The 19583-nt window shown below is 74.0% G+C and carries 19 protein-coding genes; 13 read left to right on the forward strand and 6 right to left on the reverse strand.

Annotated elements, in window-relative coordinates; genetic code table 11:
• Positions 1-4: 4 nt before the first annotated feature.
• Positions 5-568, reverse strand: a complete 564-nt coding sequence (locus D7M15_RS18440; RefSeq protein ID WP_121518521.1) for a hypothetical protein — start codon at positions 566-568, stop codon at positions 5-7.
• A 172-nt stretch (positions 569-740) separates the two neighbouring features.
• Between D7M15_RS18440 and tsaB the strand changes: the two genes are divergently transcribed.
• The 4 genes from tsaB (at position 741) to D7M15_RS18460 (ending at position 3515) form a co-directional block, all read left to right on the forward strand.
• Positions 741-1400 carry a tRNA (adenosine(37)-N6)-threonylcarbamoyltransferase complex dimerization subunit type 1 TsaB gene (gene tsaB / locus D7M15_RS18445; protein ID WP_121518522.1) on the forward strand — a complete coding sequence of 220 codons (660 nt, stop codon included), beginning with the start codon at positions 741-743 and terminating at the stop codon, positions 1398-1400.
• A gap of 65 nt (positions 1401-1465) precedes the next feature.
• The gene (gene rimI / locus D7M15_RS18450) at positions 1466-2080 is read left to right on the forward strand and encodes a ribosomal protein S18-alanine N-acetyltransferase (protein ID WP_121520984.1); all 615 of its coding nucleotides are present in this window, start codon (positions 1466-1468) and stop codon (positions 2078-2080) included.
• A complete protein-coding gene (gene tsaD, locus D7M15_RS18455; RefSeq protein ID WP_121518523.1) occupies positions 2077-3261 on the forward strand; it encodes a tRNA (adenosine(37)-N6)-threonylcarbamoyltransferase complex transferase subunit TsaD in 1185 nt (394 codons plus the stop codon). Before rimI ends, tsaD begins: the two co-directional genes overlap by 4 nt.
• On the forward strand, positions 3258-3515 hold the full coding sequence (locus D7M15_RS18460; RefSeq protein ID WP_121518524.1) for a hypothetical protein: 258 nt from the start codon (positions 3258-3260) through the stop codon (positions 3513-3515). The genes tsaD and D7M15_RS18460 overlap by 4 nt, the downstream gene beginning before the upstream one ends.
• Positions 3516-3578: 63 nt before the next feature.
• On the opposite strand, the gene D7M15_RS18465 is transcribed toward D7M15_RS18460, so the two are convergent.
• Entirely contained in the window at positions 3579-4838 is a 1260-nt protein-coding gene (locus tag D7M15_RS18465; protein WP_240649365.1) for a class I SAM-dependent methyltransferase, read from the reverse strand.
• A gap of 99 nt (positions 4839-4937) precedes the next feature.
• Here D7M15_RS18465 and D7M15_RS18470 point away from each other — a divergent pair, with 99 nt between their 5' ends.
• The 3 genes from D7M15_RS18470 to groL all read left to right on the forward strand — a co-directional run bounded on the left by D7M15_RS18470 (position 4938) and on the right by groL (position 8257).
• Complete coding sequence (locus tag D7M15_RS18470; protein WP_240649366.1) at positions 4938-6059, forward strand: polysaccharide deacetylase family protein; 1122 nt, start codon at positions 4938-4940, stop codon at positions 6057-6059.
• Positions 6060-6231: 172 nt separating this feature from the next.
• Positions 6232-6543, forward strand: coding sequence for a co-chaperone GroES (gene groES, locus D7M15_RS18475; RefSeq protein WP_121518526.1), 312 nt, complete (start codon positions 6232-6234; stop codon positions 6541-6543).
• 91 nt (positions 6544-6634) lie between these two features.
• On the forward strand, positions 6635-8257 hold the full coding sequence (gene groL / locus D7M15_RS18480) for a chaperonin GroEL (protein ID WP_121518527.1): 1623 nt from the start codon (positions 6635-6637) through the stop codon (positions 8255-8257).
• A gap of 139 nt (positions 8258-8396) precedes the next feature.
• On the opposite strand, the gene D7M15_RS18485 is transcribed toward groL, so the two are convergent.
• The gene (locus D7M15_RS18485) at positions 8397-9170 is read right to left on the reverse strand and encodes an SDR family oxidoreductase (protein WP_121518528.1); all 774 of its coding nucleotides are present in this window, start codon (positions 9168-9170) and stop codon (positions 8397-8399) included.
• A gap of 31 nt (positions 9171-9201) precedes the next feature.
• On the reverse strand, positions 9202-9867 hold the full coding sequence (locus D7M15_RS18490; protein ID WP_121518529.1) for an MOSC domain-containing protein: 666 nt from the start codon (positions 9865-9867) through the stop codon (positions 9202-9204).
• 81 nt (positions 9868-9948) lie between these two features.
• Between D7M15_RS18490 and D7M15_RS18495 the strand changes: the two genes are divergently transcribed.
• Entirely contained in the window at positions 9949-10833 is an 885-nt protein-coding gene (locus tag D7M15_RS18495) for a LysR family transcriptional regulator (RefSeq protein WP_121520988.1), read from the forward strand.
• Positions 10834-11073: 240 nt separating this feature from the next.
• Here D7M15_RS18495 and D7M15_RS18500 read toward each other — a convergent pair whose 3' ends face one another.
• Positions 11074-11391, reverse strand: coding sequence for a WhiB family transcriptional regulator (locus D7M15_RS18500; RefSeq protein ID WP_121518530.1), 318 nt, complete (start codon positions 11389-11391; stop codon positions 11074-11076).
• Between the two features lie 370 nt (positions 11392-11761).
• Between D7M15_RS18500 and D7M15_RS18505 the strand changes: the two genes are divergently transcribed.
• The 4 genes from D7M15_RS18505 to D7M15_RS18520 all read left to right on the forward strand — a co-directional run bounded on the left by D7M15_RS18505 (position 11762) and on the right by D7M15_RS18520 (position 16285).
• Positions 11762-12373: a response regulator transcription factor gene (locus tag D7M15_RS18505; RefSeq protein ID WP_003948568.1), complete on the forward strand. Its 612-nt coding sequence runs from the start codon at positions 11762-11764 to the stop codon at positions 12371-12373.
• A 518-nt stretch (positions 12374-12891) separates the two neighbouring features.
• A complete protein-coding gene (locus D7M15_RS18510; protein ID WP_276314463.1) occupies positions 12892-13467 on the forward strand; it encodes a sigma-70 family RNA polymerase sigma factor in 576 nt (191 codons plus the stop codon).
• Positions 13468-13551: 84 nt separating this feature from the next.
• Complete coding sequence (gene guaB, locus D7M15_RS18515; RefSeq protein WP_121518532.1) at positions 13552-15054, forward strand: IMP dehydrogenase; 1503 nt, start codon at positions 13552-13554, stop codon at positions 15052-15054.
• 118 nt (positions 15055-15172) lie between these two features.
• Positions 15173-16285: a GuaB3 family IMP dehydrogenase-related protein gene (locus D7M15_RS18520; protein ID WP_121518533.1), complete on the forward strand. Its 1113-nt coding sequence runs from the start codon at positions 15173-15175 to the stop codon at positions 16283-16285.
• A 44-nt stretch (positions 16286-16329) separates the two neighbouring features.
• Here the strand turns inward: D7M15_RS18520 and D7M15_RS18525 are convergent, their stop codons facing one another.
• Entirely contained in the window at positions 16330-17592 is a 1263-nt protein-coding gene (locus D7M15_RS18525) for a nucleotide sugar dehydrogenase (protein ID WP_121518534.1), read from the reverse strand.
• Between the two features lie 250 nt (positions 17593-17842).
• Between D7M15_RS18525 and D7M15_RS18530 the strand changes: the two genes are divergently transcribed.
• Positions 17843-19549 (forward strand): glycerol-3-phosphate dehydrogenase/oxidase, encoded by a 1707-nt coding sequence (locus D7M15_RS18530; RefSeq protein WP_121518535.1) that lies wholly within the window; start codon positions 17843-17845, stop codon positions 19547-19549.
• Positions 19550-19583: the final 34 nt, after the last annotated feature.

A 19583-nucleotide genomic window follows, 5' to 3' on the forward strand; every position in this document is an offset into this window, starting at 1 on the left:
GTGCTCAGGGGACGACGACGACCTTCGTGCCCGACGTCGCGAACACCCACATCGCGTCGCCGTCCTCCGGCCTCTCGCGTACGCCGCCCGCCTTCTCGGCGGCGTCCGGGTCCGGCTTGGAGCCGTCGAGCGCCGCGCTGAAGCCGATGACCGTGCCCTCGACGGTCGCGAAGCGCACCACGTTCTCGATGGGGACGCCGTCCGAGCCGGTGACGTGCCGGGTGCGCGAGGTGACGTGGTACGTGCCGGGCGGCGGGCTGACGGAGCTGGGCCACACCCCGTACGTGCGCTGCACCTTGTCGCCCGCGCCGATCAGCCAGACGCGTTCCGCCTTCAGGGAGTAGACGACGCGTTCGCCGGTGCCGGAGTCGGCCGGGACGGCGGTCTTCGGCTTCTCCCGGTCCGGCTTGGACGGGGACGCGGAGGCGCCGGGGCGCTTCGCGGCGGGGGAGACGCCGTCCATGGCGGCGTGCGCCTGGTACGCGAAGAAGCCGACGACGGCCAGCGCCGCCACCGTCAGTCCGGTCACGGCCTTGCTCGCCCCGCCACCGCCGCTGCGTCCGCCCACCGTGCCGTCACCCCTCCGCGTGCCAGTCCGGGGGACGACGGTAGCAGCCGGTACGGAGGCCCCCGGACCCGTCCGCGTACGCCCACCGCCCGGTCCGTACGCCCGTACGCGCGCCGCCCCGCGCCCCCGTACCGCGGACCGGGCACGGAGGCGCCCGCCGTAGGCTGGGGCCGTGCTGCTGCTCGCTCTCGACACCGCAACGCCCGCCGTCACCGTCGCCCTGCACGACGGCGAGCGGGCCCTCGCCCACTCCGCCCAGGTCGACGCCCGCCGCCACGGCGAACTGCTCCTGCCCGCCGTCGACCGCGTCCTGCGGTCGGCGGGCCGCGGGCTGCCGCAGGTCACCGCGGTCGTCGCCGGGACCGGCCCCGGGCCGTACACGGGGCTGCGCGTCGGGCTGGCCACGGCCGAGGCGTTCGGCGCCGCGCTCGGCGTCCCGGTGCACGGGCTGTGCACGCTGGACGGCCTCGCGTACGCCTCCGGGCTGGACGTGCCGTTCGTCGTCGCGACGGACGCGCGCCGCAAGGAGGTGTACTGGGCGCGGTACGCCGACGCCCGTACGCGCACCGCCGGGCCCGCCGTCGACCGCCCCGCCGACCTCGCGGACGAGGTGGCCGGGGCCCCGGCGCTGGGGGCGGGGGCGCGGATGTACGCGGAGACGTTCACCGGCGTCCGTACCGACCTGCCCGAGCACGTGTCGGCCGCCGCCCTCGCCTCGCTGGCGGCGGAACGGCTGGCGGCCGGGGCGGAGCTGCCCCCGCCCCGGCCGCTCTACCTGCGCCGCCCCGACGCCCAGGTGCCCGCCAACTACAAGGTGGTCACGCCGCGGTGAGCCCCGAGCCGTACCGGCCGCCGGGCGCCGCGCCGCCCCCGGCGGCCGGGCCGACGCTGCGCGAGATGCGCTGGTGGGACATTGACGCGGTGCTGGCCCTGGAGGCCCGGGTCTTCCCGGAGGACGCCTGGACCGCGGGCATGTTCTGGTCCGAACTCGCCCACGCCCGTGGGCCGCACGCCACCCGCCGCTATCTGGTCGCCGAGACGCCGGACGGCGTCCTCGCGGGCTACGGCGGGCTCGTCGCGGTCGACGGCACCGCCGACGTGCAGACCGTCGGCGTCCTCCCCACGCACCAGGGCGCGGGCCTCGGCGCCCGCCTGCTGACGGCGCTGCTGGCGGCGGCGGTCGACGACTTCGGGTGCCACGAGGTGCTGCTGGAGGTACGCGTCGACAACGTGCCCGCGCGCCGCCTCTACACCCGTTCCGGCTTCGTCCCGATCGGCGTCCGCCGCGGCTACTACCAGCCGGGCAACGTGGACGCGCTGGTCATGCGGAACGACGACCCGGCGGCGGCCCTTCGCGCCGCACGCGCGGCCGGGCCCGATCCCGCGGCCGGGCCCGATCCCGTACGCGACCCCGGTCCCGTACGCGCGGACCCGGGCGCCGAGCAGGACACCCGGGGCACGCCACCCCACGCAGCGACGAACGCACCTCCCGGAGACGAGCGCACGCCATGACAGACGAACCCCTGGTCCTCGGCATCGAGACCTCCTGCGACGAGACCGGCGTCGGCGTCGTCCGCGGCCGTACGCTCCTCGCCGACGCCGTCGCGTCCAGCGTCGACGAGCACGCGCGGTTCGGCGGCGTCGTACCCGAGATCGCCAGCCGCGCGCACCTGGAGGCGATGGTCCCGACCATCGAACGCGCCCTCGCGGAGGCCGGGGTGAGGGCCGCCGACCTCGACGGCGTCGCCGTCACCGCCGGGCCGGGGCTCGCGGGCGCGCTGCTCGTCGGCGTCTCGGCGGCGAAGGCGTACGCGTACGCGCTGGGCAAGCCCGTCTACGGCGTCAACCACCTCGCCTCCCACATCGCCGTCGACCAGCTGGAGCACGGCGCGCTGCCCGAACCGACCATGGCGCTGCTGGTCAGCGGCGGTCACTCGTCGCTGCTGCTGGCGCCGGACATCACGGCGGACGTACGGCCGCTGGGCTCGACCATCGACGACGCGGCGGGCGAGGCGTTCGACAAGGTCGCCCGCGTGCTGCACCTGGGCTTCCCCGGCGGGCCGGTCATCGACCGGTACGCGCGCGAGGGCGACCCGGCCGCCATCGCCTTCCCGCGCGGGCTCACCGGGCCGCGCGACGCGCCGTACGACTTCTCGTTCTCCGGCCTCAAGACGGCCGTCGCGCGCTGGATCGAGGCCCGGCGGGCGGCGGGGGAACCGGTGCCGGTCGCGGACGTGGCGGCGTCCTTCCAGGAGGCCGTCACCGACGTGCTCACCCGCAAGGCGATCCGCGCGTGCCGGGACGAGGGCGTCGACCACCTCATGATCGGCGGGGGAGTCGCGGCGAACAGCCGCCTCCGCGCGCTGGCCGCCGAGCGCTGCGCGGACGCGGGCATCACGCTGCGGGTGCCGCGCCCCAAGCTGTGCACGGACAACGGCGCGATGGTCGCGGCGCTCGGCGCCGAGATGGTCGCGCGCGGGCGCGCGGCCTCGTCGTGGGACCTGTCCGCGGACTCCTCGCTGCCGGTGACGGAGCCGCACGTACCGGCGACCGCGCCGGAGGGGGAGACGGCGGACGCGGCGGCGGGGACCGGCGGGCACGACCACGGGCACACGCACGGCCATGGCCACGGGCACGGCCACACCCACGACCACGTGCACGAGCTGAGCAGGAAGAACCTCTACGACTCATGACCGTCGCCCTGATGTGGGAGGCCAAGGCCGCCCCGGACCGCGCCGCCGAACTGCTCGCCTGGTGCCGCGCGCACCCCCTCGCCCCGGCGCCACCGCGCCGCGAGACGTACGCCGCGCCCGGCGGCCGGGTGCTCGTCCTCACCTGGTGGGACGCGCCGCTCGACGCCGAAGTGCCCGAACTCCCCGACCCACCGGCCGAGTTGACCGCCCGCCCGGTGCACCGCTGGCGCTTCGAGCAGGTCCCGGAGGACTGACCCGCCCGTACGGCACCGGGCCCGCGCACGGCGTACGGCGTACGCCGGGGCTCACGTCGCGGCCTACGCCGGGTGCCCCAGCAGCATGCTCGGCGCGCCCGCGACGCGCGTCAGGAACACCGTCGCCGCGTGCGGGCCGCGCGGCTTCACCTTCCGCCGCAGCTCCTCCGGCTCGACGGCCGAACCGCGCTTCTTCACGGTCAGCGTCCCCACCTCCCGTTCGCGCAGCAGCGCGCGCAGCCGCTTGAGGTGGAAGGGCAGCACGTCGGTGATCTCGTACGAGGTGGCGAAGGGCGTCCGTACCAGCGTGTCCGAGGTGACGTACGCGATCGACGGGTCGATCAGCCGCCCGTCGGTCGCCCGCGCCACCTCCGCGACGAGGTGGGCGCGGATGACGGCGCCGTCCGGCTCGTGGAGGTAGCGGCCGACGGGCCCCACGGGCGGCACCGCGTCCTCCGCGCCCGCCCCTTCGCGCGCCCCCTCGCCGGTCAGCGTGGCACCGCCGGGCAGCAGCGTGGCCCGTACGGCGCGCGCGGTGTGCGGTGCGCCGGAGCGCGCGCCGCCGAACCACAGCACCGCCTCCTTCACGTCGCCCCCGTACGACACCCACTCCGCCTCGGCGTCCTCCGGCACCGCCTCGTGCGGCACCCCCGGCGCGATCTTCAGCGCGGCGGCGCCCGCCGCGCGCGCGGCGCCGACCGCCCAGCTCAGCGGCGGCGAGTACGCCTCGGGGTCGAAGATTCGCCCGCCGCGTCCCCCGCGTCCGCCCCGGCGCGCGGGGTCCACGAACACGCCGTCGTACGCGCCGGTGTCGACCTCGGTGACGTCCGCGCACCGCACCTCGACACGGTCGGCCAGCCCGAGCGCCGCCATGTTCGCGCGGGCCACCGCGCAGGTCAGCGGGTCGCGGTCGACGGCCAGCACGGTACGGCCCGCGCGCGCCAGCTCGATCGCGTCGCCACCGACGCCGCAGCACAGGTCCGCGACGGACCGTACGCCGCCCGCCGCGAACCGCGCCGCCCGGTGCGCCGCCACCCCCGTACGGGTCGCCTGCTCCACGCCGTCCGGCGTGAAGTACATGCGCGCCGCGTCCTCCGCGCCGAACTTCGCCACCGCCCGCTGCCGCAGCCGCGCCTGTGCCACCGCCGCCGTCACCAGCGGGGCCGGATGGTCGCGGCGCAGCCGCGTCACGGCGGCGAGTTCGCGCGCGGGGTCGTGGTCGCGCAGCGCCGCGAGCAGGTGCTGCCCCTCGGCGGTGAGCAGCGCGGCGAAGGAGGTCAGAGCGTCGTCGCCGGAGGGTGTCGGCGTGTCGGGTACGGCCACACGAGGCATTCTCCCCGCCGCGCCGGATCACCGTACGGGCACCCGCGCGCGCCGGTGGCACGATCCGGCGTTATGCGCGTAGTCCTACAAACGGGAAATATGCGATGCCGGACGCACGCCCGTGCGCTGCTCGTGTCGGCGCTCGCGCTGCTCGCGGCGGTCGCCGCCGCCGTGGACGCACCACCCGCGGACCCCGGCGACCCGGCCCCCGCGGCCGGACCCGCCGCCCCGTACGAGCCCACGCCGTACGAGCCCGCCGCGTACGGCCCGGCCCCCGCCCCTGGGCCGCCCCCCGCGCGGACGACGGGTTCGCTGCCCCCGCTGCCCGGCGCCCTGCCCGCCGTCACCGGCGCCGACGACCCGCTGTCCGGCCCGCCGCACCCGTACGTCGACGACCCCCGCCCCGGCCCCGCGCGCGCCGCCCCCCGGCTGGCGCCCGGCGCCGCCCCCGGTCTCGCCCTCGCGTCCGCGCAGCGCGCGCAGGCGCTGGGCGCGGCCCACTCCCTGTCCGCCCAGGCCGCACGCGTCGAGCACCGCCTCGCCGCCTACCGCCGCCTGGGCCTGAAGCACCCCCTGCCCGCCGCGCCCGCGCCGCCCGTGCTGAAGCCGCGCGTACGCGGCGCGAAGGTCGTACGCCGGGTGCCGACCGACGACAAGGTCATCTTCCTCACCATCGACGACGGCACGGTGAAGGACCCCGGATTCCTGGACCTCGTACGGGAGTTGGACCTGCCGGTGACCTCGTTCCTCACCGACGCGGAGTCCCGCCCCGGCCCCGGGTACGCGTACTTCCGCGAGCTGGCGGCCCTCGGCGGCGGCACCCAGAACCACACGTTGCGGCACCCGTACCTGCCCGCCCTCACGTACGAGCGGCAGCGCCGGGAGATCTGCGGCCAGCAGGACCGGCTGAAGCGGGAGTTCGGCGGCCCGGAGCCGCGGCTGTTCCGGCCGCCGTACGGCGAGTACGACCGGGACACGCTGCGCGCCGCGCGCGCGTGCGGCGTGGACGCCGTCGTGCTGTGGGGGATGGAGGCGTGGGCGGACCGCGTCGACTTCCAGGAGCCGGGGCGGCGGCTCTACCCCGGCGCGATCATCCTCACCCACTACCGCGGTCCGGCCGAGTGGGGCCGCGGCGGCACGATGGCCGACATGACACGACGGCTGCTGCGGCTCGCGGCCGACCAGGGGTACGCCGTGGCGCGGTTGGAGGACTACCTCTGAGCGCTTGGCACTCTAGTTGACGGAGTGCTAATCGAGGCATAATGTCGACGCTGGCACTCCCCGCCGGGGAGTGCCAATGCGACGGGCAGACCGGCACCCGCGACGACGGTTCTGGCCAGCGCCACCCAGACATGCGTACCCCGCTGAGATCTCCGAAGGGGGAGGTCGGATCGTGACGACCGCCACCAGCTCCAAGGTTGCCATCAAGCCGCTCGAGGACCGCATCGTGGTCCAGCCGCTCGACGCCGAGCAGACCACGGCCTCGGGCCTGGTCATTCCCGACACGGCCAAGGAGAAGCCCCAGGAGGGCACCGTCCTGGCCGTCGGTCCGGGCCGCTTCGAGGACGGCAACCGCCTGCCTCTCGACGTCTCCGTCGGTGACATCGTGCTGTACAGCAAGTACGGCGGCACCGAGGTGAAGTACCACGGCGAGGACTACCTCGTCCTGTCGGCGCGCGACGTGCTCGCGATCGTCGAGAAGTAAGTCGTCGAAGCCGAAGATCACCTGAACTGCGCCCTGGACCCGCGAGAGCCGGGGCCGGGGCGCAGTTCGCTTGAGAGGACCCAACAGCAGCATGGCCAAGATCCTGAAGTTCGACGAGGACGCCCGTCGCGCCCTCGAGCGCGGTGTCAACCAGCTCGCGGACACCGTCAAGGTGACCATCGGCCCCAAGGGCCGCAACGTCGTCATCGACAAGAAGTTCGGCGCCCCGACCATCACCAACGACGGCGTGACCATCGCCCGTGAGGTCGAGGTCGAGGACCCGTACGAGAACCTCGGCGCCCAGCTCGTGAAGGAGGTGGCGACCAAGACCAACGACATCGCGGGTGACGGCACCACCACCGCCACCGTGCTCGCCCAGGCGCTCGTCCGCGAGGGCCTGCGCAACGTCGCCGCCGGCGCCTCCCCCGCCGCCCTGAAGAAGGGCATCGACGCCGCCGTCAAGGCCGTCTCCGACGACCTGCTCAAGTCGGCCCGTCCGATCGACTCCAAGGAGGACATCGCCGCGGTCGCCGGTCTGTCCGCCCAGGACGGCCAGGTCGGCGAGCTGATCGCCGAGGCCATGGACAAGGTCGGCAAGGACGGTGTCATCACCGTCGAGGAGTCGCAGACCTTCGGCCTGGAGCTGGACTTCACCGAGGGCATGGCCTTCGACAAGGGCTACCTGTCGCCGTACATGGTGTCCGACCAGGAGCGTATGGAGGCCGTCCTCGACGACCCGTACATCCTGATCCACCAGGGCAAGGTCAGCTCCATCCAGGACCTGCTGCCGCTGCTGGAGAAGATCATGCAGTCCGGTGGCTCCAAGCCGCTGCTGATCATCGCCGAGGACGTCGAGGGCGAGGCGCTCTCCACGCTCGTCGTCAACAAGATCCGCGGCACGTTCAACGCCGTCGCCGTCAAGGCGCCCGGCTTCGGTGACCGCCGCAAGGCGATGCTCGGCGACATGGCCACCCTCACCGGTGCGACCGTCATCGCCGAGGAGGTCGGCCTCAAGCTCGACCAGGCCGGTCTCGACGTGCTGGGCACCGCCCGCCGCGTCACCGTCACCAAGGACGACACCACCATCGTCGACGGCGCCGGCAACAAGTCGGACGTCGAGGGCCGCGTCGCCCAGATCAAGTCCGAGATCGAGGCCACGGACTCCGACTGGGACCGCGAGAAGCTCCAGGAGCGTCTGGCGAAGCTGGCCGGCGGTGTCTGCGTGATCCGCGTCGGTGCCGCGACCGAGGTGGAGCTGAAGGAGAAGAAGCACCGCCTGGAGGACGCGATCTCCGCGACCCGTGCCGCGGTCGAGGAGGGCATCGTCTCCGGCGGTGGCTCCGCGCTCGTCCACGCCGCGAAGGTGCTGGAGGGCGGCCTGGGCAAGTCGGACGACGAGGCCACCGGTGTCGCCGTCGTGCGCCGCGCCTCCGTCGAGCCGCTGCGCTGGATCGCGGAGAACGCGGGCCTGGAGGGCTACGTCATCACCTCCAAGGTCGCCGACCTGGAGGCCGGGCACGGCTTCAACGCCGCCACCGGCGAGTACGGCGACATGGTCAAGGCCGGCGTCATCGACCCGGTCAAGGTGACCCGTTCCGCGCTGGAGAACGCGGCGTCGATCGCGTCGCTGCTGCTCACGACCGAGACCCTGGTCGTCGAGAAGCCGGCCGACGAGGACGAGGCCCCCGCGGGCGGCCACGGCCACTCGCACTGACGCCGACGCCCGCGCGCTCCGCGCGCGGGACGCGACGACGTCCGGGGCGCCGGGCGGACCGGTGGGTTCACCACCGGGTCCGCCCCGGCGCCCTTCGTCGTACGCGGCGGGCGCGCGGAACGCGTACCGCCCGGAGCCCCTAGCGCGGCCCGAAGCGCTTCCGCGACGACTGCGAGGCGCGCGACAGCAGGCGGTGCGGGGCCACCCGGGCCAGTCCCGTCAGCGCCTTGTAGCGGGGGTCGGGCACGGAGATCTCCCGCCCGCGCGCCAGGTCGGTGAGCGCCGTGTCGACCACGCGGGCCGCGTCCAGCCACAGCCAGCCGGGCACCTGCTTCGCGTCCAGGCCCGCGCGTTCGTGGAACTCGGTCCGTACGAAGCCGGGGCACAGCACCATCAGCCGTACGCCGGTCCCGGCCAGGTTCCGCGCGGCGCCCTGCGTGAACTGCACGACCCACGCCTTCGACGCGCTGTACGTGCCGTTCGGTACGAACGCCGCCACCGACGCGACGTTCACCACGCCGCCCCGGCCCCGTTCCCGCATGGCCTCCGACGCGGCCGTCGTCGCGCGCAGCACCGCCTCGCAGTGCACGCGCAGCATCGTCAGCTCGTCCGCGACGGGCACCTCCAGGTAACGGCCCTTGGTGCCGAAGCCCGCGTTGTTGACCAGCAGGTCGACGGGGTTCCTCCGGTCCGCGAGGCGTTCCTCCAGGGCGCGGATGCCGTCCTCGGTGCCGAGGTCGACGGGGAGTACGGACGCCTCGACGCCGTGGTGGTCGTGGAGTTCGGCGGCGTGCGCGCGGAGCCGGTCCGCGTTCCGGGCGGCCAGCACGACGTCGTGCCCGTCCCGCGCCAGCCGCCGCGCGAACGCGGCGCCGATGCCGGACGTCGCGCCCGTGATCAATGCAGTCGTCATACGGGGAACGCTATCCGTCTCCGCGCGCCCCTCACGCGCCCCGTCGCAGCGCCCGCTCGCGCGACTCCTCGGGCAGCGCGTCACCCGCCGCGAGCATCCGGCCGAGCAGCTCCGGTTCGGTGGTGACGGCACGGAACCAGAACGCGACCGTGACCTCGTGCTCCGGCCTGCTCACGACCGTGACGCGGTCCCCGGCCCGTACCTCGCCGGGCTCGACCACCCGCAGGTACGCGCCGGGCGCCGCCCGCTGCGTGAACCGTCTGATCCAGCCGCGTTCACCGAGCCAGCCCGCGAACGTACGGCACGGGATCCGCCCGCAACTGACCTCCAGCAGGGGCCCGTCCTCCGCGTCACCGACCCGCCAACGCTCGCCCACGAGCGCGGAGTTGACGTCGAAGCCGCTGGTGGTGAGGTTCTCCCCGAAGACGCCGTTGGGCAGTTCGCGGCCCAGTTCGGCGGCCCAGGCGTCCAGGTCCTCGCGGGCGAAGGCGTACACCGCCTGGTCGTCACCTCCGTGGTGCCGCGGGTCCCCGATCGTGTCACCGGCGAGTCCGCTGCCGCCGGTGCCCTTCGGGCCGGGCGCGGTGACGAGGACGGGGTGCGGTACGGGGCGTTTGTCGATGCCGGTGACCCGACCCGCGGAATCGGTGTAGTCCGCGGCGTGCGGCGCGGCGAGATTCACTGACAGCAGCTGCATCCGCCCACGCTATCCAGCCGCCCGCCAAAGCCGCGAGCGGGATTTTCCGGTTCCCTCCAAGCCCGCCTTATGCTCGGCCCCATGATCGAGGCCCGCCATCTCCGCGTCCTGCGCGCCGTGGCCCGTACCGGGTCCTACTCGGCCGCCGCCCGTCAACTCGGCTGCACCCAGCCCGCGGTGAGCCAGCAGATGAAGGCGCTGGAGCTGTCCGCGGGCACCCCGCTGCTCGTCCGCACCGGCCGCGAGACGCGGCTGACGGAGGCGGGCGAGGCGCTCGTACGGCACGCGGCGGGCATCCTCGCCGGGCTCACCGCGGCGGAGGAGGAGGTCGCGGCGCTCGCGGGGCTGCGGGCGGGGCGCGTACGGATCGTGTCGTTCCCCAGCGGCAGTTCGACGCTCGTGCCCACCGCCGTCGCCGCCATGCGGAACGACCACCCGGGGACCCGCGTCTCGCTGGTCGAGGGCGAGCCCCCGGGGTCGGTGGAGATGCTGCGCGCGGGCGACTGCGAGATCGCGCTCGCCTTCCGCTACGCGCCCTCCCCGGAGTGGGACGACCTGGTCGTACGCCCGCTGCTCACCGACCGGCTGGTCGGCCTGGTGCCGGGGACCCACCGCTTCGCGGGGGAGCCCGTGGTGGGCATCGGCACGCTCGCCGAGGAGCCGTGGATCGCGGGCTGCCCGCGCTGCCGCGGGCACCTGGTGGACGTCTGCGAGCGCGCCGGGTTCACGCCGCGCGTCGACTTCGCGACCGACGACTACCCGGCGGTCGTCGGCCTGGTGGGCGCGGGCCTGGGGGTGGCGGTGCTGCCGGAACTGGCGGTGCGCTCCGTCCGCACGCACGGGGTCGCCACCGTACGGCTGGAGCCGGACGTGCGGCGCGAGGTGGTGGCGCTGACCCTGCCCGACCTGGCACGGGTGCCCGTGGTCGGCGGGATGCTCGACCGGCTGGAGGCCGCGGCGGGCTGACCGCGGGCCGCCCGCGTGAGCGCGGGGCGCGCGCCGGGACGCGGCACGCCACGGCGCAGGGGGGAACGGGCGTGCGGGCACGGGGCCGAACGGCGGCACCGCGCGCGGGCCGCGGAACGGCCCCCGGAGGGCCGGTCGACCGCGCTGCGTGACGCGCGGCGGGGCCGTCGGGGCGGTTGCGGCGACGCGCCGGTGGTGGGGCCGTCCGGGGGATCGGGACCGCGTTCGCGTCGGCGCGGATCAACCCCGCGCGCCGCTCGGGGCGGCGGAGATCAGCCTGCTGCGGGCGCGGCCCATCAGCTCCTCGCGTTCGTCCTCGGTGAGGCCGCCCCAGACGCCGTACGGCTCCCGGACCGTCAGGGCGTGCGCGGCGCACTCGGACCGGACCGGGCAGCGCATGCACACCTCCTTCGCGGAGGTCTCGCGGGCACTGCGGGCGGCGCCGCGCTCCCCTTCGGGGTGGAAGAACAGGGAGCTGTCGACCCCCCGGCAGGCGGCCAGCAGCTGCCAGTCCCACAGGTCGGCGTTCGGGCCCGGGAGCCGGGAGAAGTCTGCCATTGCGTGTCCTCTCGGAAGCGTGCTCGTAGCGGACTGAGACACGTGAGTCACTGGTCCGTAAATATGACTCTTTGCCGAATCTAGCTATTACCCGATGGAAGTGAAAGAAACCATGCCCAAATCGGGCATTGGCGGGCATGCGCCACCGTGTCGCGCCATGGCTCATCCGTGTCCGCGCACTCACGTAGAGTGTCCGAGGCGGCCGCGGAAGCCCGTAACTCTTTTGGGTGACCATCGTTGAGAGTGCGGAAGCGGTTGGCCGACCGCCCCGGACACCGGGTGTCCGGGACCCGGGCCGTCAATCGCACAGGTGAAGATCCGTAACAGCCTGGAGGCTCAAGGTGATGCGCACCAGCAGCGGGGGGCGGCCATGACGTCCGTCCTCGTTTGCGACGACTCCCCGCTCGCCCGAGAGGCGCTCCGCCGCGCGGTCGCGACCGTGCCCGGCGTCGAGCGGGTGACCACGGCGGCCAACGGCGAGGAAGTCCTCCGCCGCTGGGGTGCCGACCGCTCGGACCTGATCCTCATGGACGTCCGGATGCCGGGGCTGGGAGGTGTGGAGACCGTGCGGCGCCTGCTGTCCGCCGACCCCGGTGCGCGCATCATCATGCTCACCGTGGCCGAGGACCTGGACGGGGTGGCACTGGCGGTCGCCGCGGGCGCCCGGGGCTACCTGCACAAGGACGCCTCACGGGCCGAGCTGCGCGCCACGGTCACGCAGGCGCTCGCCGACCCCACCTGGCGGCTCGCGCCGCGTCGGCTGCGGTCCGCGGAGATGGGCGCGGCGCCGACGCTCACGGCCCGCGAGATCCAGGTCCTGGAGGGGATGAGCCATGGCAGGTCGAACGCCGAGATCGGACGGGAGCTGTTCCTCTCCGAGGACACGGTGAAGACGCATGCGCGGCGGCTGTTCAAGAAGCTGGGCGCCTCGGACCGGGCGCACGCGGTGGCACTCGGCTTCCGCTGGGGCCTCGTGCGCTGACTCCCCTCCGGAGCGGTCCCCGCACGCGGGACGTGGTGCCCGCGGTCGCCGGGCAGGCCGATCACCTCGGCCTGCCCGGCGTCCGCGTGTAGGGCGTCCGCGTGTGAGGCGTCCGCGGGTACGGACGGCGGTGCGGCGGGACGTACGGCCGGATGTCCGCCGGGCGCGCACCCGCCCGACCGGCGCGTACGGGCCGCCGACGCGGCGCGGTTCGCGCTTCCGCGCACCGGGTCGTCGTCGTTCCGCCGTGCGATGCCGCATGCTTGGGAGTGCGACTCATCCCCGGCTCACCGCCGGGAGCTTCTCACCCAGCCGCGAAGGGCCTTGCGACGGCCACGACCGCACCGGTGCCGCGAGCGCCGGGCGGAGCGACCACGCCGCCGCCCGCCGCGGTGCGGAACGGACCCGGAAGGGGGCGGGCTGGCGGCATGGCTACGGGCGCACTCCGTGATAACGCTTCAGCGCACAAAGGCGGGCGCGGTGCGGCGGATCGCACGCCCTCGGTGCACCATGGACCGATGCGCGATGACGAGCACCCGACGGTCGGCGCTCTCGTCCAGCGCGCCGTCGAGGGCGACGCGCAAGCGACGCACGATCTCCTCGCGCACGTGCACCCGTTGGCGCTGCGGTACTGCCGTACGCGCCTGACCCGACTGCCCGGCGACGCCCGGCACTTCGTCGACGACCTCGCGCAGGAGGTGTGCCTCGCCGTCCTCTGCGCGCTCCCGCGCTACCGGGACACGGGCAAGCCGTTCGAGGCGTTCGTCGTGGCCATCGCCCAGCACAAGATCGCCGACCTCCAGCGGGCCGCCATGCGCGGTCCGGGCAGTACGGCGTTCCCGTCCGACGAGATGCCCGAGCAGCCCGACGACTCGCTCGGGCCCGAGGAGCGCGCGCTGCTGAGCAGCGACGCCGAGTGGGCCAAGAAGCTGCTCGCGAACCTGCCGGAGCACCAGCGCGAACTGGTGCTGCTGCGGGTCGCGGTCGGTCTCTCGGCCGAGGAGACCGGGCAGATGCTCGGCATGTCGCCGGGGGCCGTACGAGTCGCGCAGCACCGGGCGTTGACCAGACTGCGGGCGCTCGCCGAGCAGTGAGATCCGCGCCCGCCGGGCGGTTCGTGCACTGGTCACGGGCCGATAGCATGGGCGACCAGGCCACACAAGCATTGGAAAGGTGTCATGACAGACAACGTCGACGGAGTGCCCGCCAAGTTCGCCATGCTCGGGCTGACCTACGACGACGTGCTGCTCCTGCCGGGTGAGTCGAACATGGCCCCGCAGGACATCGACACCTCCTCGCTGGTCTCCCGGAACGTACGGGTCAACGTGCCGCTGCTGTCCGCCGCCATGGACAAGGTCACCGAGGCGCGGATGGCGATCGCGATGGCCCGGCAGGGCGGCGTCGGCGTCCTCCACCGGAACCTCTCGATCGAGGACCAGGCCCTCCAGGCGGACCGCGTCAAGCGGTCCGAGTCGGGCATGGTGACCGACCCGATCACGATCAACCCGGACGCGACGCTGAGCGAGGCCGACGCGCTGTGCGGCCGGTTCCGGATCAGCGGGGTGCCGGTGACGGACGCGTCGGGCAAGCTGCTCGGCATCGTCACCAACCGCGACATGGCCTTCGAGCTGGACCGCGACCGGCAGGTCCGCGAGGTCATGACGCCGATGCCGCTGGTCACCGGCAAGGTCGGCATCTCCCGTGACGAGGCGATGGAGCTGCTGCGCCGCCACAAGATCGAGAAACTGCCGCTGGTCGACGGCGACGGCGTGATCAAGGGCCTGATCACCGTCAAGGACTTCGTGAAGGCCGAGCAGTACCCGAACGCGGCGAAGGACGCCGGGGGCCGACTCGTCGTCGGCGCCGCCGTGGGCGTCGCGGGCGACGCGTACGACCGGGCGCAGGCGCTGATCGAGGCGGGCGTCGACTTCATCGTCGTGGACACCGCGCACGGCCACTCGCGGCTCGTCGCCGACATGGTCGCGAAGATCAAGTCGAACGCGTCGGTCGACGTCGTCGGCGGCAACGTCGCCACGCGTGACGGCGCGAAGGCCCTGGTCGACGCGGGCGCCGACGGCGTCAAGGTCGGTGTCGGGCCCGGCTCCATCTGCACCACGCGCGTCGTCGCGGGCATCGGGGTGCCGCAGGTGACGGCGATCCACGAGGCGGCGCTCGCCTGCCGCGAGGCGGGTGTCCCGGTCATCGGCGACGGCGGCCTCCAGTACAGCGGCGACATCGCCAAGGCGCTGGTCGCCGGGGCCGACACGGTGATGCTCGGCAGTCTGCTGGCGGGCTGCGAGGAGTCGCCGGGCGAGCTGCTGTTCATCAACGGCAAGCAGTTCAAGTCGTACCGCGGGATGGGTTCGCTGGCGGCCATGCAGTCGCGCGGCGACAGCAAGTCGTTCTCCAAGGACCGCTACTTCCAGGAGGAGGTCGGCGCCGACGACAAGCTCATCCCCGAGGGCGTCGAGGGCCAGGTGCCCTACCGCGGGCCCCTGGGCGCGGTGGTGCACCAGCTGGTCGGCGGGCTGAAGCAGTCGATGTTCTACGTCGGCGGGCGCACCGTGCCGGAGCTGAAGGAGCACGGCCGGTTCGTGCGGATCACCTCCGCGGGCCTCAAGGAGAGCCACCCGCACGACATCCAGATGACGACCGAGGCCCCGAACTACTCGCGCCGCTGACCCGGCCACCGACCCCGCCGCCGCCACCCGCCCGCCCACGGCGCGGCGGGCGGCCGCCGCGCCGTGGACGCCGTCAGCGATACTGGACGGCGCAACCGTACGAGAAGGGCCCACATTCGTGACTGAGATCGAGATCGGGCGCGGCAAGCGCGGCCGCAAGGCGTACGCCTTCGACGACATCGCCGTCGTGCCGAGCCGGCGCACCCGTGACCCGAAGGAGGTCTCGATCGCCTGGCAGATCGACGCCTACCGCTTCGAACTGCCTTTCCTCGCCGCCCCCATGGACTCGGTCGTCTCCCCGCAGACGGCCATCCGCATCGGGCAGCTCGGCGGCCTGGGCGTGCTCAACCTCGAAGGTCTGTGGACGCGGTACGAGGACCCGGAGCCGGTGCTCGCGGAGATCGCGGAGCTGGACGGCGCCACCGCGAACCGCCGCATGCAGCAGATCTACGAGGAGCCGATCAAGGAGGAGCTGATCGGCCAGCGGATCAAGGAGGTGCGCGACTCGGGCGTGGTGACGGCCGCCGCGCTGTCGCCGCAGCGCACCGCGCAGTTCTCCAAGGCGGTCGTGGACGCGGGCGTCGACCTCTTCGTCATCCGCGGCACGACGGTCTCCGCCGAGCACGTGTCGTCGGCGGCGGAGCCGCTGAACCTGAAGCAGTTCATCTACGAGCTGGACGTGCCCGTGATCGTCGGCGGCTGCGCCACGTACACGGCCGCGCTGCACCTGATGCGGACCGGCGCCGCGGGCGTCCTGGTCGGCTTCGGCGGCGGCGCCGCGCACACCACCCGGAACGTGCTGGGCATCCAGGTGCCGATGGCGACCGCCGTCGCGGACGTGGCCGGTGCCCGCCGGGACTACCTGGACGAGTCCGGCGGCCGGTACGTGCACGTCATCGCGGACGGCGGCGTCGGCTGGTCCGGCGACCTGCCGAAGGCCATCGCCTGCGGCGCGGACGCCGTGATGATGGGCTCGCCGCTGGCCCGCGCCACGGACGCCCCCGGCCGTGGCCACCACTGGGGCATGGAGGCCGTCCACGAGGACGTGCCGCGCGGGAAGCGCATGGACCTGGGCGCGGTCGGCACGACGGAGGAGGTCCTCCTCGGCCCGTCGCACACGCCGGACGGTTCGATGAACTTCTTCGGGGCGCTGCGCCGGGCGATGGCCACGACGGGGTACTCCGACCTGAAGGAGTTCCAGCGCGTCGAGGTCATGGTGGCCCGCCCGTAGCCGTAGCGAGCCGCAGCCCGTACGCACCACCCGCCGCCCACCGGTCACAGCCGGTGGGCGGCGCCCGTCGGGCTCGCGCCGCGCGTGTCCAGCAGCAGCTGGGCCTTGGCGGCGAGCCCCTGGAGGTCGTACGTGCGGTGGTGCTGGAGCAGCACCGTCAGGTCGGCCTCCGCCGCCGCCTCGTACAGCCCCTCCGCCCGCGGCACCGGCCGCCCGCCCGCGCTCCAGCGCTGCACGTACGGGTCGTGGAAGCTGAGCTGCGCGCCCAGGTCCCGCAGCCGGGTGGCGATCTCGCCCGCGGGTGAGCCCTCCTGGTCGGCGAGGTCGGCCTTGTACGTGACGCCGAGCAGCAGGACGCGGGCGCCGCGCGCCGACTTGCCGTGCTCGTTGAGGAGGGCGGCGGCGCGCTGCGAGACGTAGCGCGGCATGCGGGTGTTGACCTGCCGGGCCAGCTCGACCATGCGCAGCGGGTAGCCCAGGGCGCGGCTCGGGTACGACAGGTGGTTCGGGTCGACGGGCACGCTGTGGCCGCCGACGCCGGGCCCCGGCCGGAACGCCTGGAAGCCGAACGGCTTCGTCTCCGCGCACCGGATCACGTCCCACACGTCGACGCCGATGTCGTGGCAGAAGACGGCCATCTCGTTGACGAGGGCGATGTTGACCTGCCGGTAGTTGACCTCCAGCAGCTGCGCCGTCTCCGCCTCGCGCGGCCCGCGCGCGCGGACGACCTTCTCCGTGAACCGGCCGTAGAACGCCGCCGCCGCCTCCGTGCAGGCGGGGGTGAGGCCGCCGATGACGCGCGGCACGTTCGCGTAGCCGTACGCGCGGCTGCCGGGGTCGAGGCGGCTGGGCGCGTACGCCAGGTGGAAGTCGCGGCCCGCGCGCAGCCCGGAGCCGTCCTCCAGGACGGTACGGACGAACTCCTCGGTGCTGCCCGGGTACACGGTCGACTCCAGGACCACGGTCGTCCGCGGCCGCAGCACCGCCGCGAGCGTGTGCGCGGCGTCCCGCACCGGGCCCAGGTCGAGGGCGCCGTCGGCGCGGAGCGGGGTGTCGACGCAGATCACCGCCGTACGGGCGCCGCCCAGCTGCGTCGGGTCGGCGGTCGCGCGGAAGCCGCACGCCAGCAGGCGGCGCAGCTCGGCGGCGGAGAGGGAGCCGTCGGCCGGGGGGCGGCCCGCGTTCAGCTCGCCTACGGTGCCGGGGCGCGGGTCGTGGCCGACGGTACGGATGCCGGCGGCGGTGGCGGCCTGCGCCAGCGGGAGACCCGAATGGCCCAGTCCGATGACGGTGAGGTCTGCGCGCATGAGGGCTGACATCCCTTCCCCGGGGAACGCGGTGGACGCCGGACAGCACGGCCCGTACGGCGTGGGGCGCCGGAGGGTGAGTGGCGGCGTACGTGCTGTCAGGTTAAGGGCCTATATGACAGATATGCGGTATTGCCCCGCGCTGCCGTGCCCCCCGCTCGGCCAAAGCGGGGGACATGCGGGACCATCGACGGGGGGACGCAGCGTCAGGTGGCCCGCGTAACCGCCCCTACCGACCAAGGAGGCAACGGTGAGGACAGCGACACTGGGACCGGAGCAGCGCGCGGAGGCGCTGGCACGGATGGCCGAGCGCGAACTGGACGTGCTCGTCATCGGCGCCGGGGTCGTCGGCGCGGGCGCCGCGCTCGACGCGGCGACCCGTGGGCTCTCCACGGGTCTCGTCGAGTCACGGGACTGGGCGTCCGGCACGTCCAGCCGGTCCAGCAAGCTGATCCACGGCGGACTGCGCTATCTGGAGATGCTGGACTTCGCGCTCGTACGGGAGGCGCTGAAGGAGCGCGGACTGCTGCTGGAGCGGCTCGCCCCGCACCTGGTGAAGCCGGTGCCGTTCCTCTACCCGCTCCAGCACAAGGGCTGGGAGCGCTTCTACGCCGGTTCCGGCGTCGCCCTCTACGACGCGATGTCGCTCTCCTCCGGGCACGGCCGCGGCCTGCCCGGCCACCGCCATCTCACGCGCCGCGGCGCGCTGCGGGCCGCGCCCTGCCTGAAGAAGGACGCGCTCGTCGGCGCCCTCCAGTACTACGACGCGCAGATGGACGACGCCCGCTACGTCGCCACCCTCGTCCGTACGGCCTCCGCCTACGGCGCGCACACCGCGAACCGCGCGCGCGTCGTCGGCTTCCTGCGCGAGGGCGAGCGCGTGGTGGGTGCCCGGGTGGAGGACCTGGAGCTGGGCGGCGAGTTCGAGGTGCGCGCCCGGCAGGTGGTGAACGCCACGGGCGTGTGGACGGACGACACGCAGCAACTGATCGCGGAGCGCGGCCAGTTCCACGTACGGGCGTCGAAGGGCATCCACCTCGTCGTACCGAAGGACCGGATCAGCTCCACCACCGGGCTGATCCTCCGTACGGAGAAGAGCGTGCTGTTCGTCATCCCCTGGGGGCGGCACTGGATCGTCGGCACCACCGACACCGACTGGGACCTGGACAAGGCGCACCCCGCCGCGTCCAGCGCGGACATCGACTACCTCCTGGAGCACGTCAACTCCGTGCTGTCCGTCCCGCTCACCCGGGACGACGTCGAGGGTGTCTACGCCGGTCTGCGACCGCTCCTCAAGGGCGAGTCGGAGGCCACCAGCAAGCTGTCGCGCGAGCACACCGTCGCCCACCCGGTGCCGGGGATGGTGGTCGTCGCGGGCGGCAAGTACACGACGTACCGCGTGATGGCGAAGGACGCCGTCGACGAGGCCGTGCGCGGCCTCGACCACCGGGTGGCCGAGTGCTGCACCGAGGAGGTGCCGCTCGCGGGCGCCGAGGGCTACGCCGCGCTGTGGAACGCGCGGGCGCGCATCGCCGCCCGTACGGGCCTGCACGTCGTACGGGTGGAGCACCTGCTCAACCGCTACGGCTCCCTCGTCGACGAGGTGCTGGACCTGATCGCCGCCGACCCGAAGCTGGGGGAGCCGCTGCCCGCCGCCGACGACTACCTGAAGGCGGAGATCGTGTACGCCTGTACGCACGAGGGCGCACGCCATCTGGACGACGTGCTGACCCGGCGTACGCGCATCTCCATCGAGACGTTCGACAGGGGGTCGCGCAGCGCCCGCGAGTGCGCCGAGCTGATGGCCGGGGTGCTCGACTGGGACGAGGACCAGGTCAAGCGCGAGGTCGAGCACTACCAGAAGCGTGTCGAGGCCGAACGGGAGTCGCAGCGCCAGCCCGACGACCTGACGGCGGACGCGGCGCGGCTGGGCGCGCCGGACATCGTGCCGCTGTAGGCGCGTTGACGGGGCGCGCCGCGAAGTCCGCCCG

Origin of the sequence: Streptomyces sp. Z26, assembly GCF_003665095.1 — a bacterium.
GTDB classification, from domain to species: Bacteria; Actinomycetota; Actinomycetes; order Streptomycetales; family Streptomycetaceae; genus Streptomyces; species Streptomyces phytohabitans.